Genomic DNA, 16,666 nt, shown 5'->3' with positions numbered 1-16,666 from the left:
CTGCGGTAGCCAGGGCCGATGTCCGCGGGCGCTCGGGAAAGGAGGCTGGTAGCCATGACCTACGTGAGGGCGCTGGCCCGCAGCGCGCAGCTGCTCGGCCTGGCCGTGCTCGTCTTCGCCGAGTTCCTCGGCTCGGTGCTGCTGCTCGCGGTCGGCGTGATCACCGGCCTGCGGCTGGCCCGGGCGACCACCAACCGCCGACGGGCGCAGTTCGGCGCCTGGCTCGGCCGCGAGATCCCCGAGCCCTACCGGGCGCCACCGCCGCCGATCGAGCCGGACGAGGAGGGGCTGTACCGGCACGACCGGACCCTGTACCGCAGCCCGTGGTTCCCGAACTACATGCACCGGCTGGAGTGGATGGTCAACGACCCGGCGACGTGCCGCGACCTGGCCTGGCAGCTGTGGTTCCCGCTCGTCGTGCTGCTCGTCGTGCCGATCGGGCTGCCGGTCGCGCCGTGGGCCGTGCGCGGAGTCGCCGCGTGGAGCGCCTGCCTGCTGCGCCCGGTGACGCGGGTGAAGCGGCCGCGGCGCACCGACCAGGTCCTGCTCACCTGGGCCCGCTGCGGCCTGCTCTTCCTCAGCGCGGTGCTGCAGGTGGCGCAGCTCGCGGTCACCCTCGTCTGCTTCACGCTCGGCTTCGGCCTGGGCATCATCTTCCTGATCCCGGTCGGGTTCACGCACTTCCGCTGGCTGGCCAATCTCCGCCGGCAGTACGCCGGGTGGGCCGGCGAGCCAGTCGAGCGCCCGTACACCCCTCGGCTGCGCCCCGAGCTGCGCGCGGATGGGCTCTATCGGGTGCACAAGTCGCTGTACAAGACCGAGGGCATGGCGGAGTTCAACGCGCGCTGGCACTGGGTCTGGCACGACCCGGCCACCTGGCGGGACCTCGCGTGGCTGGGCGCCGACGCGGTCGTCACCGGGGTGCTGGCCGGCATACCGACGCTGGCCGGCGTGTACGGCGCCTTCGGCCTGGCGCTGCCGTGGGTGTGGACACAGGCGTTCGACGCCGAGTGGAACACCTGGTACGGCGCCGCCGCCGGCAACCGCACGGCCGGGCTCGTCGCCGGCGTGCTGCTGATAGCCGCAGCGCTAGCGGTGGCGCCGGCGGTGCTGCGGCTGGTGTCGCGCTGGACCCCGCTGCTGCTGCGTCCGACGGCCAAGGAACAGCTGCGGCGGCGCGTGGAGCGGCTCACCCAGTCCCGCGCCGACGCCGTCGACGCCCAGGCCGCCGAGGTCCGCCGCATCGAGCGCGACCTGCACGACGGCGCCCAGGCGCGGCTCATCTCGGTCGGGCTGACCCTCGGCGCGATCGAGCGGCTCATGGACACCGACCCGGCCGCCGCCCGGCGCCTCGTGGCGCAGGCGCGGGAGACCTCGCAGACCGCGCTGAGCGAGCTGCGCGACCTCGTGCGCGGCATCCACCCGCCGGTGCTGTCGGAGCGGGGCGTGTCCGACGCGGTGCGCGCCCTCGCGCTGGACACCGCGGCCGAGGTCACCGTCATCGGCCGCCTCACGGGCCGGCTTCCCGCGCCGGTGGAGTCGGCGGCGTACTTCGCGGTCAGCGAGCTGCTGGCCAACGCCGTCCGGCACGGCCATGCCGAGCACGTCACGGTCGACATCCGCCACCGCGAGGGCCTGCTGCGCATCACGGTCACCGACGACGGCGAGGGCGGCGCCGACCCGTCGCGGGGCACGGGGCTGCGCGGGATCGAGCGGCGGTTGGGTACCTTCGACGGAACGCTCGCCGTCAATAGCCCCGACGGCGGGCCGACCGTCGCCACACTGGAGGTGCCTTGCGCGTCGTCCTCGCCGAAGACCTCTACCTCCTGAGGGACGGCCTGGTCCTGCTGCTGCAGAGCCACGGCTTCGAGATCGTGGCGGCCGTCGACACCGGCCCGACCCTGCTCGAGGCCCTGCTCTCGCATCGCCCCGACGTGGCCGTCGTCGACGTGCGGCTTCCGCCGAGCTTCACCGACGAGGGCCTGCAGGCCGCCCTGGCCGCCCGCCGCGAGGTCCCGGGCCTGCCGGTGCTCGTGCTCTCACAGCACGTCGAGCAGCTGTACGCCCGGGAACTCCTCGCCGACGGCACGGGCGCGGTCGGCTACCTCCTCAAGGACCGGGTGTTCAACGCGGACCAGTTCATCGACGCCGTACGCCGTGTCGCCTCCGGCGGCACCGTCATGGACCCGTCGGTGATCGCCAAGCTGGTCGCCCGGCCGACCCCGCAGTCGGGCACCCTGACGCCGCGCGAGCGCGAGGTGTTGACCCTGATGGCGGAGGGCCGCTCGAACGCCGCGATCGCGAAGCAGCTGTTCCTGAGCGAGAGCGCGGTGGGCAAACACATCGCGAGCATCTTCGGCAAACTGAACCTGCCGGTCTCGGACGACGACAACCGTCGCGTCCTGGCCGTGCTGGCTCACCTACAGCGCAGTTCTTAGCTTGGCGCGCGCTTCGCGCGGGCGCGGCGGGGGGGGTTCCCACCCCGCACCCACTGTTAGCTGCCTGGCGGCGCCTTCGGCGCGGCGCGGCGGGGGGTTCCCACCCCGCACCCCCCCCCATGCCTCGCTGCGCATCGGCGCTGGCTGCGCTTCGCTGGCCAGGTCACCTGCTCCCTTGGCGGCATCGGTGCACTCTGTGGCTTTGCTGGACGGGTCATCGGGCCGGGCTCCGTGCTTGGTCGCGTGGCGTTCGTCCGGCTCGGCCTCGCCGCCGCGGGGCAGCCGTGCCAGATTCAGGGAGGTCCGGCGTGCGAGGGTTGCGTCCGCTGTCCGGGCACGCCGCCGCGAAAAGTCCGAACACGTGGTGATGATATCGGACTTTTCGGGCTCATCAGCCATGTTGCGGTTTGGGTGTTTCTAGTCCGGTATGGATAGGACGATCTTGCCGCGGCCGTGGCCCGTCTCGATCTCGCGGTGGGCCTCGGCTGCCTCGGAGAGCGGGTACACGCGGCGGATGTGCCACGTCGTGTCGCCCGCCGCGTACAGGGCGATGAGCTCGGCCAGGGCCTCGGCGCTGCGGCGGCCCTGGATGCGGCCGAGGCCGAGCTCCTCGATGCGGTCGTGCGCCGCCAGGGTGATGATCCGCTTGCGATCCTCGACGAGCTCCAGGGACGTCTCGAGGGCCTCGCCACCGGCGCCGTCGATCGCGGCCGTCACGCCGTGCGGTGCCAGGGCGCGGACGCGGGCGGCCAGGCCTTTGCCGTACACCACGGGAATCGCGCCGAGAGAGCGCACATAGTCCTGGTTGGATTCGCTCGCGGTACCGATGACGGAGGCTCCGAGGAGGCGGGCGAGCTGGACGCCGGCCGTGCCGGTCGAGCCCGCGGCCGCGTTGATGAGCACGGTGTCGCCGGGGCCGACGCCGATCGCGGACAGTGCGAGCCGGGCGGTCTGCCAGCCGGCCCTGAAGCCGCCGGCCACCTCCCACGACACGCCCGGTGGCTTCAGGGCGACCTGGTCGGCGGCGACGACGATGTACTCCGCGTAGGCGTTGAACACGCTGAAGCCCAGCACCTCGCTGCCGACTGGGATCTCCGGCGTGCCCTGGTCGACGACGCCCGCGAACTCGTTGCCGGGGATCTGGGGCAGGGTCACGGTCGCATACGGCGGGACCCAACCCCGGCGCAGGCTCGCATCGAACGGCTGGACACCGGCCGTTGCGACCCGCACCCGCACCTGGCCGGGGCCGGCTTGAGGTTCGGGCAGGTCGAGGGTGCGAAGGACGTCCGGCGGGCCCGGCTCGGCAAACGCTGCGGCTCTCATGGGTACCCACTGTGCAAGCTCAAGCCCGGTTGAGGTCAACAGAAAATGCGGTAGCGTGCATGCCGCGCGGATGTTCTCAGGGAGTCGGACGATGGTGAACGCGAAGGACTGGGTCGTTGTCGGGCTTGACAACGGCGGCACCGCGAACAACGCCACGGTGCTCGATCACGAGGGCTCGTTCCTGGTTGACGGGCTGGTCGAGGTGCCGAGCCGGGTGCTCGACGGCCCCGAGGCCGCCGTGGAGTCCCTTGCCGGGGCGTTCGAGAACATCCTGGTCGTGACCAAGGTGGACCGCTCCCGCGTCGTCGCCGTCGGCCTCGACACGCCCGGCCCCGCGAGCGCCAACGGCGTCATCTCCTCCAAGGGCGCGACCAACTTCTCGCAGCCCGACTGGTGGGGCTTCGACTTCCGCGGCGCGCTGGAGGAGCGGCTCGGCCTCCCGGTCGTGTACAACAACGACGGCAACGCGGCCGCGCTCTACGCCCACCATGTGTACTTCGGTACCGACGCCCACATCAAGTCCTCGGTCTCCGCGATCGTCGGCACCGGCCTGGGCGGCGGCGTCATCGAGCAGGGCAAGGTCGTCAAGGGCGCGGCCGGCATGGCGGGCGAACTCGGCCACGTGCATATCCCGATGCACGGCCTGCTCGAGGAGGGCCAGCCCCTGCCCAGCTGCGGGTGCGGCTTCCTCGGCGACGTCGAAAGCGTCTCGTCCCTGACCGGCATCGTGCGCAACCTGCTGCCGTATTGGCTCACCCGGTATCCGGACCACCCGCTGCACCAGGCCGACTCCATCAAGGCCGCCGCGAAGCAGGTCCGCTCGTACGGCGAACGGGGCGACGAGCTGGCCCTGAAGATCTTCGAGCAGCAGGCCATGAGCCTCGGCCGCCTCTTCACCATCGCGGCCAACTTCACCGACCCCGACTGCTACTTCGTCGGCGGCGGCGTGGTCGAGGCGGCACCGCATTTCCGCGACTGGTTCCTGTCCCGCGTGCACGAACACACCCTGCTCCGCGAGGAACAGGCCGCGGTGGCGCACTTCGCCCTGGTCCCGGAGCGCGACATGGCCGGCGCGAGGGGCGCCGCGATCGCCGCCGCCGGCACGGTAGTGGTCTGAACCTTTCACCGCTCCCACGCTGCCGCTTCGGAGCGTCTCGATCGGCCGTCGCGCTGTCATCGCCAGCAGCGCGCGTCGGCTCGGTCGTCGGCGAGCCGGTCCACCACCGCTTCGGGGCCCCGGCGGGCCGCCTGCAGCGCGGCCCGTGGCGGCACCTGGGCGACCCGAGCGAGTGCTGGGAGAATCGGCGGAATGAGCAACCTGGAAGGCCAGCCGGCCGAGGTGGACCTGCCCGTCGAGACCGAAACCGGGTCGTGCGCCGAACTGCTCGAAGGGCGTGACGTACCCCTCGGCCGATACAGCGTCGTCCGGCGCAGCCTGCCCAACAAGACCCGCCGTACCATCGGGGCGTGGTGCTTCCTCGACCACTTCGGGCCCGAGGACGTGACCGGGCGGCCCGGCATGCGCGTGCCGCCGCATCCGCACATCGGGCTGCAGACCGTGAGCTGGCTGCTGGGTGGCGAGGTACGCCACCGCGACAGCCTCGGCTCCGACCATGTCATCTACCCTGGCCAGCTCAACATCATGACGTCCGGGCGCGGCATCGTCCACTCGGAGAACTCGCCGACCGAGAAGCCGCCGGTGCTGCACGGCCTGCAACTGTGGGTCGCACTGCCGCAGGAGAGCCGCCACCGCGCCCCGGCGTTTCAGCACCTCGCCGATCTCCCCGAGATCTCGGATGAATCGGCAAAAATCCGGATTGCTGTCGGTGAGCTCGAGGGCGCCGCATCCCCCGCCGAGGTCCACAGCGAGCTCCTCGGCGCCGACATCGAGCTGAGTGAGCACGCCCGCACCGACATCCGCGTGCGCCGCGACTTCGAGCACGCCGTCGTCGTCACCGAAGGCACCGCGCGCGTCGAGGGCGTGGACGTCGCTCCCGGTTCGCTGCTGTACCTCGGCGCCCACCGCGACACGATCCGCCTCGAGTCCGGGCAGCGCTCGCGCCTGTTCCTGCTCGGCGGCGTTCCGTTCGAGGAGGAACTCGTCATGTGGTGGAACTTCGTCGGCCGCTCCCACGAGGAGATCGTCGAGGCGCGCGAGGACTGGATGCGGGGCTCGGACCGCTTCGGCACGGTACCGGGCGGCGAGGAGCCGCTGCCCGCCCCGCCGCTCCCGACCACCCGGCTGATGCCGCGCCCGCGCTACAGAAAGCGCTGAACGACCGCCGCCCGCGGACCTGGCCGCGAGGCAGCCGCTGCCGCCTGAGACGACAGCTTGATCGTCGTGTTCAGCTCATGGCTTGTGTGTTCTGGCCCGCACCGGGCGCCGCTCCCGCCTCCGGGGCCGCGTCGGCGCGCACCGAACGCTCCGCTCCTTCGACGTCCGCCGGCTCGCCGGTCGCCTGGTACCACCGCACTCCCCCGGCCACGGCCAGCCCCATCCCCGCGGCGAGCGCGACGACGACGGCCCATCTCCCCCAGGACGGCCCGGCGAGCGTCCCGTACCGGAACACGGCCGAATTCGCGAACCCGACCATCACCGCAAGACAGGCCCCCGCGATACCCACGACGATGTCGACCCGCTTGAACACCAGCAGGATTCCGGCCGCGACCACCCCGACCCCGGTCACCAGCGGCCACAGTCGCGCCAGCAGCTGCACCCCGGCCCCGTCGGCCGGCGACGCGGCGAGCCACGCGGACGCCACGATCCACCCGGCCACGATCCCCCCGCCGACGACCGCAACCGCCGCCAGCGCGCCGCGCCACCGCCACAGCAGCCCGACGCCCACACCGGCGAGCAGCGCGCCCGCCCACCACCAGCCCGTTTCCGGCGTTTCGGCCTCGGCGACGGTACCGCGCACAATCCCCGCCTCCCGCTGGTCCACGAGCAGCGGAACGCTCCAGGCCCGAGCCGGAAGATCGCGCGCCCGCTCGTCATGCCACCGCACCCGGGGCTCAGACGCGACCCGATGCCACTCGGGTGCCGCCGAGACATCCCCGCCGGTACCGCCCCCACTCAACGCCCGACTGGCAAACCAGGTAGGCGCCTTCCGATTCTCGTCGACCCCATCGGCGGTGACGCGCAGAAACTGCTCCCCTTGCAGCCCGAGCACGACAACTTCGCGCCCCGAATGATTGACGAGCTCAAGCCGCGCACCCCCGTCAACGGCCCGGACAGAGACCCCAGCAACGGAAACCGACTCGACCCGCACGACGTACCCAACCGCAACTGGCGCATCGGCCCCGTGCGCCGCAGCGGGAGTCCCGTACACAAGGACCGCCCCAACCCCGACACCAACGGCGACCATCCACCGCCAGAGACCCCGCAACCACAAGTCACGAGTCACGAGCCCTCCCATCACGCGCCCAAGCCTTCTCCCAGGCACTTTTCACCGCCAGCCCAGTAAATTCGGCCACCCCGAACTCCCACCGCCACCGCGCGACCGACCCGACAACCTTGAACGACAGGGCCCGCCGCCCACACGCAACAACGCCCTGCCGACCCCGGCAAGCTGTAGTCATCGCGCCGCCAGCACCGACCGCACAGGCGACGAACCCCGCGGCCCTCGCTCCCAGGGCCGCCCCGCCACGACCGCCAGCCAGCACGACACACCCAACCAACGGCGCCGCACGGGCAGCAACCCCAGAGCGCGACCGACCAACGACCCGCACAACCGACCGAGAGCACGAGCAGCAAGCGGCGCGGCACGACCAACGGCTAACACAGCACGCACAACCAACGGACGGCGCAAGAGCAGCAACCCCCACAGCGCAACCGATCGATGGCGCGGCACAGCCGACCAACGGCACCACACGAGCAGCACCCGCCACGAAGCGACCGACCAACGGCCGGTGCGAGCAACGAAGCGAGCGGAACGACCGACGCATGCCGCGCGACCGAACAACAAGCGACGCGACCGGCGGATGCCGCGAGAGCGAGCAGCGCGCAGCGCGCCGAAGACAGCGAAACGCGACCGGGGACGGCACAGCGCGACCGGGGACGGCACAGCGCGACCGGGGACGGCACAGCGCGACCGGGGACGGCACAGCGCGGCGGGCGGATGTCGCGAGTTGAGCACCCGACGGCGCGACCGGCGGATGGCGCAGCGGGGCGGCAAGAGGCACGGTGCGGCGACGCGGCGGCGGGAAGGCCGCGGACCTGACTGCGGTCGCGGTGGTGGGGTCGCTCGGGCGGTACCGGCTCATCCGGCCCGGGCGGCCGCAATCGCGGCGACGAGGTCGGCGCGGGCCCGCGCGACGCGGGAGCGGATCGTGCCGATCGGGACGTCCTCGATCTCGGCGGCCTCCGCGTATGAGACGCCGAGCACCTGCGTCAGGACGAACGCCACGCGGCGTTCGGCGGGAAGGGCACCGACCAGGGCGTTCGTGGCGTGCAGGCCAGCGTGGTCGCCTTCAGCCAGCGTGGTCGGCTCGGCCACGACCCGGGCCTCCAACCGGCGCGCACGCACCGCCGCGCGCACCTGGTCGGCGCACGCCCGGCGCGCGATGGCCAGCACCCAGGTCCGCGCCGAGGAGCGGCCCGCGAACTCGGGCAGGGCCCGGAACGCGCGCAGGTAGGTGTCCTGCGTCACGTCATCGGCGTGCGCCACCCCGACCAGCGCGGCGACGAACCGCCACACCTCTGTCTGCGTCGCCCGCACGAAGGCGGCCGCAGCCCGCTCGTCGCCGGTCCGCGCGGCCAGCAGTGCCGCGGTTGCCGCATCCGCCTCGCCGTCGGCCTCACCAGTCACGGCAGCGAGCCTAGCGCCCCAGGCTGACAATCCTCCTTCCGCCTCACCTGGATGTAGCGCACGGACCACCGCGGAACCGGCTGAAATCCGAACCGGATCCCGTCCGGCGCGGCGACGTCACAAAGATCAGGCCGGCGGCCCTCGCCCAAGGAGCGAACTGCAGGAACGCAGCCGGCCGGACACCCGCCGCACAGCCGCCGAGCAAGACGCCGCACCCGGGAGCACGGCCGCGAGGCCGGGGACTCCCGAGCGAGAGCCGACTCGGACGAGAGTCCAGCCGGGCGCAAGAGGACACCCAAGCGCTGACCGAGGCACAGGAGCAGAAGTAGAGGAACGAAGAGAAGCAGAAGCGGACAAAGCGACAGTGCCCGAAACGGGAGCAGCGGCCGGCGCGGCAACAGTGGTCGACGCAGGAGCACAGGCGGGCGCGGGAGCACAGGCGGGCGCGGGAACAGAGTGCGGCACAGCAGCACGGCGGGCACAGCAGCGTCCGCCGGCACAGGAACAACAGCAGAAGCAGCCGACACAGGAGCGGCGGCGGGAACGGGAAAAGGCACCGGAGCGGCATCGGCCGTAGCAACCGGAGCGGGAGCGGCGGCCGGAGACGTGGGATCAGCGGCCAGAACAGGAGCAACAGGCAAGGACACTGGCGCGGCATCGGCAGCGTGGGCAGAAGCAGCGGCCGGAGGCGCCGGACGAACGGCCAGGGTGGGAGTGACGGACGGAAGCGCCGGGCGAACGGCCGAGGCAGGGGCGACGGACGGTGACGCCGGAACAGCAGCCGGGGCAGGAGCGGCCGGCGGTGACGTCAGAGCGTCGGTGGGAGTGGTGCCTGCGTGGCGCGTGGGTGGAGCAGTGGGAGCGCGGAGGCGGGCCGCACGAGCGTCCCGCTCGGCCCAGTGGGCGGTGACCTCCGCGGTGCGAGCCTCGCGGTCCAGGCGGGCCAGTCGTTCCGCGTGGCGCCGCTCCAGGCCGCGGCGGCGCGCCTCGGCGAACTCCGACCTGATCGCGGCGCGGCGGGCGTGGCGGCGGCGGTGCTCGTCCAGCATCGAGTCCAGCCGGTTGCGCCACTCCGCTGGATCGATCGCTGTCAGCACCTCGTTCATGCTGACAACCTAGAACAGGGGTACGACAAAAAATCAGGACCGGCGGCGGACCAGGACCGCGGCGGTCACCGCGGCCGCCACGGCCAGGCCGCCCAGGGTGAACCAAAGCGGCGTCAGGCTGCCGCCGGCCGACGCCGCCGGAGGGGCGGCCGCACCGGAGGGCGCGGTGGCCGGGATAAGGCAGGCGACCTCGGTGGGCTGCGGCGTGGCGGCGGCCGATGCCACCTCGATCAGGGCCTGGCAGTGGCCGTTGACCGGGGTGGCCAGGTCGATCGCGACGCGCCAGGCGCCCGGGTCCAGGGTGCCGCTGTACGTCTGGGTGCCCCGCTCGTCGCCGGTCTGCCGCAGCACGGCTGGGGCGAGCGAGGCGGCACCGTCGGCGGAGGCGGTCATGGTGACCGTGGTGGGTTCGGTGATGGGGTGGCCGTCCTGCCATTGGGCGGTGATCCAGACCGAGCCGCGGCCATCGGAGTGGACGGTCACCGATGCCCCGCCGTGCGCCGCTGCCGGCGTCCCCACCAGCAACAACAGCACAACGGTCGCGATGAGTGCCCCGATGCGCGCCGCCATCCGTGGAACCCTACGGCATGGCGGGGATCGACTCCGGACGGTCGTCGCGGACGTAGACGATCATGTCGCCGGTCTGGATCGTGGTGCCCTCGGGCTCGGCGAGGGAGAGCACCTTGCCGCGGCGGAACAGCGCGATGACCAGCTCGCTGAGCTCGCGCGGCGAGGAGCCCACCTCGTCGCGGCGGGCCGAGCGCATCGCCAGCGCCATGCCCTGACCCGGCGTGAGCAGGTCCTCGACAACCTCGATGAGCGGCGGCGCCGTGGTGGACAGGCCGAGCAGCCGGCCGGCCGTCGCGGAGGAGACGATGACGTGGTGTGCGCCGGACTGGCGCAGCAGGGGCGCGTTCTCGGCCTCGCGCGCCGCCGCGATGATCGACACCTTGCCCGCGGTCAGCTGGCGGACGGTGAGCGTGACCAGCACCGACGCGTCGTCGCTGTCGGTGGCGATGATGACGGCCTTGGCGTCCTGCACACGCGCCTCCATCAGCACGCCCGAGCGGGTCGCGGAGCCCTCGATGGCGACCAGGCCCTCGGACGTCGCCTGGCGCAGCGCGGCGCGGTCGCTCTCCACGACCACGACGTGCGACTTGTCGAACCCGTTCTCCAGCAGAGTGCCGACGGCCGCACGGCCCTTGGTGCCGTAGCCGCAGACGATGACGTGGTTCTTCACGCGCTTCCTCCACCGCTGCAACCTGAGGTTGGTGCGGTACTGATCGGTCAGGACTTCGAGGGTGGTGCCGACGAGAATGATCAGGAACAGCACACGCGCCGGGGTGATGATCACGATGTTGACCAGCCGGGCCGACTCCGACACCGGGGTGATGTCGCCGTATCCGGTCGTCGAGAGCGTCACGACCGCGTAGTAGAAGCAGTCGAGCAGCGACAGCCCGTCGTCGTTGACGTCGCGATACCCGTCGCGATCAACGAATATGATCAATACGATCGCGACGACCAGCGCGACGGCGAGGCCGAGGCGGGCGCTGATGGCACGTAACGGTCCACGCCGTACGGCCGGAAGGTGGATCACGAAATCCACCATAAGCGTCGGGTGTGACAACTTCGCCCGTGGGTAGTGTCGGCCATCCGGCGAACCGGGTTTGAGGGCACCGGCGAGGGGGGAGGCGTGTCATGTTGGAACATGGCCCGAGGGTGGGCGTCCTCGGCTCCTACGGTGGTTACAACCTCGGCGACGAGGCGATCCTTGCCAGCCTGCTGTCGGACCTGCGGGCCAGGCGCCCCGACGCCGACCTGCTGGTCTTCTCCCGTGACCCCCAGCACACCGCACGGGAATACCCCGGCGTCACCGTCGCGCCGTGGGAGGGCGTCGGCCGCGACCGTACCGCAGCGACCCTTTCCCGCCTTGACCTGCTCGTCCTCGGCGGCGGCGGGATCCTCTACGACACCGAGGCGCGCCGCTACCTGAGGGTCGTTCGCGCCGCTCAGGAGCAGCGCGTGCCGGTCTTCACCTATGCGGTGGGCGCCGGCCCGCTCACCGAGGAGCTCGACTGCACGATGGCGCGCGACGTCCTCGGCGCGGCGACCGAGGTGACCGTCCGCGACGACGAGTCGAAAGTGGCGCTGGAGGAGGCGGGCGTGACCGCGCCCGTCGTCGTGACCGCGGACCCCGCCCTGTTGTTGCAGCCGGAAGAGTTCGACGCGGGCGCATTACGCGACTCGCTGCCGCCGGGGCGGCGGGTGGTCGGAATGAGCGTACGCGAACCGGGCCGCGCCGCGCAGCACCTGGCCGCCGACGAGTACCACCAGTTGCTCGCCCACGTCGGGGACTTCATCGTGCACCGGCTCGACGCGTCGCTGGTCTTCGTGCCGATGGAGCGCTCCGACATCCGCCATTCGCACGCCGTGCTCTCGCGTATGACCGCGGCCGAGCACTGCCGGGTGCTCAACGGGCAGTACCGCCCGGGCCAGGTGCTGGACCTGATGCGGCACCTGGACCTGGCCGTCGGCATGCGCCTGCACTTCCTGATTTTCGCGGCCCTTTCAGGTGTACCGCTGCTGGCACTGCCGTACGCCGGAAAGGTCTTCGACTTCGCGCAGCGCATCGGCGCGCCGGTTCCGCTGGGGGTCGTGCGGGAGGCGGCCGGGCCGCTGATCGCCCAGGTCGACCGCCTGTGGGACGAGCGGCCGCAGCGCCAGGAGGAGATCGCGACGCGGGTCGCGGGGCTGCGCCAGCGCGCGACCGAGACGGGGCGACGCCTGGGCGCGCAGCTGGACCGTATCGCGCCGGTCGCCGACCGGGAGCCGGTGGTGAGCGTGTGACCCTTGAGCGCGCTGGATGGGCCGGCCGTCCGCAGACCCGGCCCTCGGGGTGGGGCGCGCCGTCGCCGCGGGCGTCGCGCGGCGAGCGGCTGGAGCCCGTGCCGCTCGCCGACGGGCGGTGCGGGGACCGGGCGTGAGCGCGCTGGAGCGGCCGAGCGGGCTCGCGCCGGTGCGGTTGCCACCGCGAACGGCCGTCCATGGCGGGCACACCGAGGTCCTTGTGGTTGGCGGCGGCCCGGCCGGGTTCGGCGCCGCGATGGGTGCGGCCGCGGCGGGGGCCGAGGTCGTCCTCGTCGAGCGGTACGGCTTCCTCGGCGGCAACGCCACGGCCGCGCTCGTCATGCCGCTGATGAGCTTCCACAATGAGATCAAACAGGCCGTGGGCGGCAACGAGAACCGTCTGTTACCGACCGATCACGGTGAAGGCGAGCCCGTCGTCGCGGGTGTACTATGGACCCTGCTCGATCGCCTGGTCCGCGCAGGGGGCGCCACCCCACCGGATCCGAGCACCGGTTATACCGTGCCTTTCGATCCCGAGCTCCTCAAGCTCGTCACTTACGACATGCTGCACGGCTGCGGCGTTCGACTCTTGCTGCATGCCTTCGCCTCGGATCTCATGCCGCTGCCCGAGGGCAGTTCGCGCTGCGTGTTCGAGACGAAATCCGGTCCGGTCGTGCTGGACGCCGACGTCGTCGTCGATTGCACCGGCGACGGCGATCTCGCTGCGGCGGCCGGCGCGCCCTATGAGATCGGCCGCCCCGAGGACGGCCTGACCCAGCCGATGACGCTGATGTTCCGCGTCGGGAACTTCGATCGGCCGGGGTTCCTCGACTACGCACAGCGACACCCCGACCAGTGGAGAGGAGTACACGGACTGTGGGACCTGATCCGTCAGGCGCGCGACGCGGGCGAGCTCGAGCTGCCGCGCGAGGACATCCTGTTCTTCGCGACGCCGCACCCGGACGAGGTGTCGGTCAACTCCACGCGCTTCGGCGGCCTCGGCATCAGCGTGTGGGACCTGACCCGGGCCGAGCTGACCACGCACCGCCAGCTCGCGCAGATCGCGCGGTTCCTGCACAACCGGGTGCCGGGCTTCGCCGAGTCGTATGTCATCCAGAGCGGCGTGCAGGTAGGCGTGCGCGAGACGCGCCGAGTGCTCGGCGACTACCAGCTGACCGGCGAGGATGTGCTCAGCGCGCGCTCGTTCAACGACGTCATCGCGCGGGGTGCCTACCCGGTCGACATCCACAACCCCAACGGCCCCGGCACGATCCTGCGCCGCGTGCCGCAGGGACGCTCCTACGAGATCCCGCTGCGCACGCTGCTCCCCCGCAACACCGACGGCCTCCTGGTAGCCGGTCGCTGCATCTCCGGCGACCATGTGGCGCACAGCTCCTACCGGATCATGCCGATCTCCATGGCCACCGGTCAGGCGGCGGGTGTCTGCGCCGCGCTGGCGTCACGCATCGGCAAGGCACCACGCGAGATCCCGGCCGAACAGGTCCAGCGGGTGCTACGGGCCCAAGGCGCAAGCCTCCCGACGTAGATCGGTCCGCCGATCAGCGGCGCCACCGGTCGGCCGGCGAGCGCCTGCGCGCCACTGGCGTCACGCATGGGCAGAGCGCCGCGCGAGGTCCTAGCCGAACAAGTCCAGCGCATACTTCGGGCCCAGGCCGCAAGCCGCCCGACGCGGATTGGGCCTTTCAATTGGCGGCGCACGTTGCGCATCCTGGTATCCGTGCTGGTACACCCGTGGGATGCCCCGATCGACGAGACCGAATGGCGGCAATGGCTGGCCGCCCACGACTTCGGCCAGCTCATCGCCTCGGGCCGCGACCGCGACCTGCCCGTGGTGGTTCCGACCCACTTCTCGTTCGACGGCGACGCCCGCGTGTGGCTCCACCTGGCGCGACCCAACCCGGTGTGGCCGGCCCTGCAGGAGCACCCGAGGGCCCTGCTCACGGTGATCGGCGACTACGTCTACGTCCCGTCGGACTGGAACGCGAAGCCCGGCAGCGACCCCCGCGACGGCGTGCCGACCTCGTACTATGCCTCGGTCCAGCTCTCCTGCGACGTGCGTGTCGTCGACGACCCAGCGGAGAAGGCCGCGATCCTGCGCCGCCAGCTGTCCCAGTTCCAGCCCGCGACGGACCGCGCCCCGGTGCTCCCCGACGACCGCCAGCTGTCCGGCATCCGCGGCATCGAGCTGACGATCACGTCGGTGGCGGGCAAGTTCAAGTACGCCGGCAACCGCACCCCCGAGCACCGCCACGAACTCGCCGCGCGCTTGGCCGCCCGCAACGGCCCGATGGACGCCGAGGCCCGGGCCCACCTGTTGCGCCGCCTGCCCACCTGATTCGCCAGCCGCACGCTGCCTGACGCACCGCCCGCACGCTGCACGACGGCCCGCCTGATAGGCCTCGCCCCCACGCCCGCCGCGCCGCGCACAAACGCCCGCCGTGTATGAGCCCACGCCCGCCGCGCCGCACACAAACGCCCGGCCGTGTACGAGACCCGCGTTCGCCGCGCCGCGCACAAAACGCCCCGCCGAGTATGAGCCCCGCCTTCGCCGCGCCGCACACAAACGCCCGGCCGTGTACGAGGCCCGCGTTCGCCGCGCCACTCCGCGCTCACCCGGCCGTTGGTGGCGGTTACAGTCGCGTGCGTGAATGACCTGTTGCCGGATTGGGTGGCGGTCGAGGTTGCCGCAGAGGAGGACTACTCCGCGGAGTTGTTGCCCGCCGAGGCCGCCGGGCTGGGTGCGCGGGCCGTCGAGAAACGGCGGCGGGAGTTCGCCGCGGGGCGGGCCTGCGCGCGACGGGCGCTCGGGCGGCTCGGGGTGCGCGGGCGGGCCGTACCGACCAGCGGGAACCGGGCGCCGGTCTGGCCCGAGGGGACCACAGGCAGCATCACGCACACCGGCGGGTACTGCGCGGCGGCCGTGGGCCTGCGGTCCGACGTGCGGGCCGTGGGGATCGACGCGGAGCGGCGCACGATCCTGCCGGACAACGTACGCGGCTCGATCTGCCTGCCCGAGGAGCTCGCCTGGTGCGCGGAGCGCGCCGACGAGCAGTGGTGGCCCGCGGTGCACTTCTCCGCCAAGGAGGTCGTCTTCAAGCTCTGGTCGCCCATCGTCGGCACCTGGCTCGGCTTTCTCGATGCGCGGCTGACGATCGACGTGGCCGCCGGGGAGTTCGAGGCGCGGATCGGTGCGCAACGGCTCGCGAAGACACCCGCAGCGCCGGCCGTGTTTCGCGGGCGGTTCCACGTGGCCCCGGGGCTGATCCGCAGCGCCGGCGTCGTGACGGCGAAGGAAGCCGACGGCTGGCAAGCACCCTGAGCGCACCAGGACGACGCAAGTGAACAAGGCAGCATCCGGAACGGGACCGGCGCCGAGCCGGTCGGGTCGCGGCGGTTGCCGAGCTCAGTGGTCGAGCTGTTGCGCGCCGTTGAGGCGCCGCCGCGGCTCGGTGCCCATCTGCGGGCCGTGCACGACGTCGCCATAGAGATCCTCGACCGGCTCGGGGACGGCGTGGGCGTCGACCGGGAGGCGGTGCTGTTCGGGGTGGCCACGCACGACATCGGCAAGGTCCGCTTCCCCGGGGAGTTGTCCGGGGCCGGCGCAGAGCACGAGACGGCCGTCAAGGACCGGCTCGCCCGCTTCGCCGCCGCGCACGGGCGGTGCGACGGCGCCGACGCGACCGTCGAGGAGCTGCTCGCCGACAAGGTTTGGAAGGGGCGCCGCGAGGCCGGCCTGGAGCAGAAGGTCGCGGAGGTCGTCGCGGCCGCCATCGGGGAGCCGGTCTGGGCCGCCTTCATGCGCCTCGACGACGAGCTGGCCCGCATCGCCGACGGAGCCGACGACCGGCTCGCCTTCCAGGCCCGCTTCTCGCTCGAAACCGACAAAACCGAAATCGCCGATGAAATCGACACGACCGCTAGCGTCGACAGAACCACCGGGGCCGACGGAACCGCCCTCACGGTGGAGACGAACCGAGTCGAGACGGACTGAACCAACAGGGGCCAAACCGACAGGATTCAGACCGGCAGAGATCGAGCCGGCAGGGACCGAGTCGAGGCCGGGGAAATCATCGTCCCCGCTGGGGCCGAACAATCCATGATCTAGAACATCCGTTCTAACCAT

Annotated in this window: 15 protein-coding genes; 10 read left to right on the top strand and 5 right to left on the bottom strand. The window is 72.0% G+C overall.

Translation table 11 applies throughout. The annotated features are described in order from the left end of the window. Positions 1-54: 54 nt before the first annotated feature. Together AB0367_RS21285 and AB0367_RS21280 are read left to right on the top strand one after the other, a co-directional pair. On the top strand, positions 55-1,830 hold the full coding sequence (locus AB0367_RS21285; RefSeq protein ID WP_366228086.1) for a histidine kinase: 1,776 nt from the start codon (positions 55-57) through the stop codon (positions 1,828-1,830). Further along, the gene (locus AB0367_RS21280) at positions 1,794-2,438 is read left to right on the top strand and encodes a response regulator transcription factor (RefSeq protein WP_366228085.1); all 645 of its coding nucleotides are present in this window, start codon (positions 1,794-1,796) and stop codon (positions 2,436-2,438) included. The genes AB0367_RS21285 and AB0367_RS21280 overlap by 37 nt, the downstream gene beginning before the upstream one ends. Before the next feature lie 417 nt (positions 2,439-2,855). On the opposite strand, the gene AB0367_RS21275 is transcribed toward AB0367_RS21280, so the two are convergent. Further along, the gene (locus AB0367_RS21275) at positions 2,856-3,761 is read right to left on the bottom strand and encodes an NADP-dependent oxidoreductase (protein ID WP_366228084.1); all 906 of its coding nucleotides are present in this window, start codon (positions 3,759-3,761) and stop codon (positions 2,856-2,858) included. Between the two features lie 91 nt (positions 3,762-3,852). Between AB0367_RS21275 and AB0367_RS21270 the strand changes: the two genes are divergently transcribed. Together AB0367_RS21270 and AB0367_RS21265 are read left to right on the top strand one after the other, a co-directional pair. Continuing rightward, positions 3,853-4,878 carry an ROK family protein gene (locus AB0367_RS21270; RefSeq protein ID WP_366228083.1) on the top strand — a complete coding sequence of 342 codons (1,026 nt, stop codon included), beginning with the start codon at positions 3,853-3,855 and terminating at the stop codon, positions 4,876-4,878. 192 nt (positions 4,879-5,070) lie between these two features. Next, positions 5,071-6,036 (top strand): pirin family protein, encoded by a 966-nt coding sequence (locus AB0367_RS21265; RefSeq protein ID WP_366228082.1) that lies wholly within the window; start codon positions 5,071-5,073, stop codon positions 6,034-6,036. Positions 6,037-6,106: 70 nt separating this feature from the next. Here the strand turns inward: AB0367_RS21265 and AB0367_RS21260 are convergent, their stop codons facing one another. The 4 genes from AB0367_RS21260 to AB0367_RS21245 all read right to left on the bottom strand — a co-directional run bounded on the left by AB0367_RS21260 (position 6,107) and on the right by AB0367_RS21245 (position 11,272). After that, positions 6,107-6,766 carry a hypothetical protein gene (locus AB0367_RS21260; protein ID WP_366228081.1) on the bottom strand — a complete coding sequence of 220 codons (660 nt, stop codon included), beginning with the start codon at positions 6,764-6,766 and terminating at the stop codon, positions 6,107-6,109. Between the two features lie 1,254 nt (positions 6,767-8,020). Beyond that, positions 8,021-8,569 carry a sigma-70 family RNA polymerase sigma factor gene (locus AB0367_RS21255; protein WP_366228080.1) on the bottom strand — a complete coding sequence of 183 codons (549 nt, stop codon included), beginning with the start codon at positions 8,567-8,569 and terminating at the stop codon, positions 8,021-8,023. Positions 8,570-9,708: 1,139 nt separating this feature from the next. Beyond that, positions 9,709-10,245: a hypothetical protein gene (locus AB0367_RS21250; RefSeq protein WP_366228079.1), complete on the bottom strand. Its 537-nt coding sequence runs from the start codon at positions 10,243-10,245 to the stop codon at positions 9,709-9,711. A 10-nt stretch (positions 10,246-10,255) separates the two neighbouring features. After that, positions 10,256-11,272, bottom strand: a complete 1,017-nt coding sequence (locus tag AB0367_RS21245; protein ID WP_366228078.1) for a potassium channel family protein — start codon at positions 11,270-11,272, stop codon at positions 10,256-10,258. A 101-nt stretch (positions 11,273-11,373) separates the two neighbouring features. Here AB0367_RS21245 and AB0367_RS21240 point away from each other — a divergent pair, with 101 nt between their 5' ends. From AB0367_RS21240 to AB0367_RS21215, 6 genes are all read left to right on the top strand, one after another. Continuing rightward, a complete protein-coding gene (locus AB0367_RS21240; RefSeq protein WP_366228077.1) occupies positions 11,374-12,522 on the top strand; it encodes a polysaccharide pyruvyl transferase family protein in 1,149 nt (382 codons plus the stop codon). After that, entirely contained in the window at positions 12,519-12,659 is a 141-nt protein-coding gene (locus tag AB0367_RS21235) for a hypothetical protein (RefSeq protein ID WP_366228076.1), read from the top strand. The genes AB0367_RS21240 and AB0367_RS21235 overlap by 4 nt, the downstream gene beginning before the upstream one ends. 119 nt (positions 12,660-12,778) lie before the next feature. After that, positions 12,779-14,068, top strand: coding sequence for an FAD-dependent oxidoreductase (locus AB0367_RS21230; RefSeq protein WP_366228184.1), 1,290 nt, complete (start codon positions 12,779-12,781; stop codon positions 14,066-14,068). Between the two features lie 192 nt (positions 14,069-14,260). Beyond that, positions 14,261-14,878: an FMN-binding negative transcriptional regulator gene (locus AB0367_RS21225; protein WP_366228075.1), complete on the top strand. Its 618-nt coding sequence runs from the start codon at positions 14,261-14,263 to the stop codon at positions 14,876-14,878. Between the two features lie 309 nt (positions 14,879-15,187). Next, positions 15,188-15,862 (top strand): 4'-phosphopantetheinyl transferase superfamily protein, encoded by a 675-nt coding sequence (locus tag AB0367_RS21220; RefSeq protein ID WP_366228074.1) that lies wholly within the window; start codon positions 15,188-15,190, stop codon positions 15,860-15,862. Positions 15,863-15,949: 87 nt separating this feature from the next. Further along, positions 15,950-16,534 carry an HD domain-containing protein gene (locus AB0367_RS21215; RefSeq protein ID WP_366228073.1) on the top strand — a complete coding sequence of 195 codons (585 nt, stop codon included), beginning with the start codon at positions 15,950-15,952 and terminating at the stop codon, positions 16,532-16,534. Positions 16,535-16,666: the final 132 nt, after the last annotated feature.

The sequence above is a fragment of the Dactylosporangium sp. NPDC051484 genome, from assembly GCF_040689395.1.
GTDB lineage: Bacteria > Actinomycetota > Actinomycetes > Mycobacteriales > Micromonosporaceae > Dactylosporangium.
Note: the sequence above shows the minus strand (reverse complement) of the source record. Positions and strands in the feature narration are given on the sequence as shown.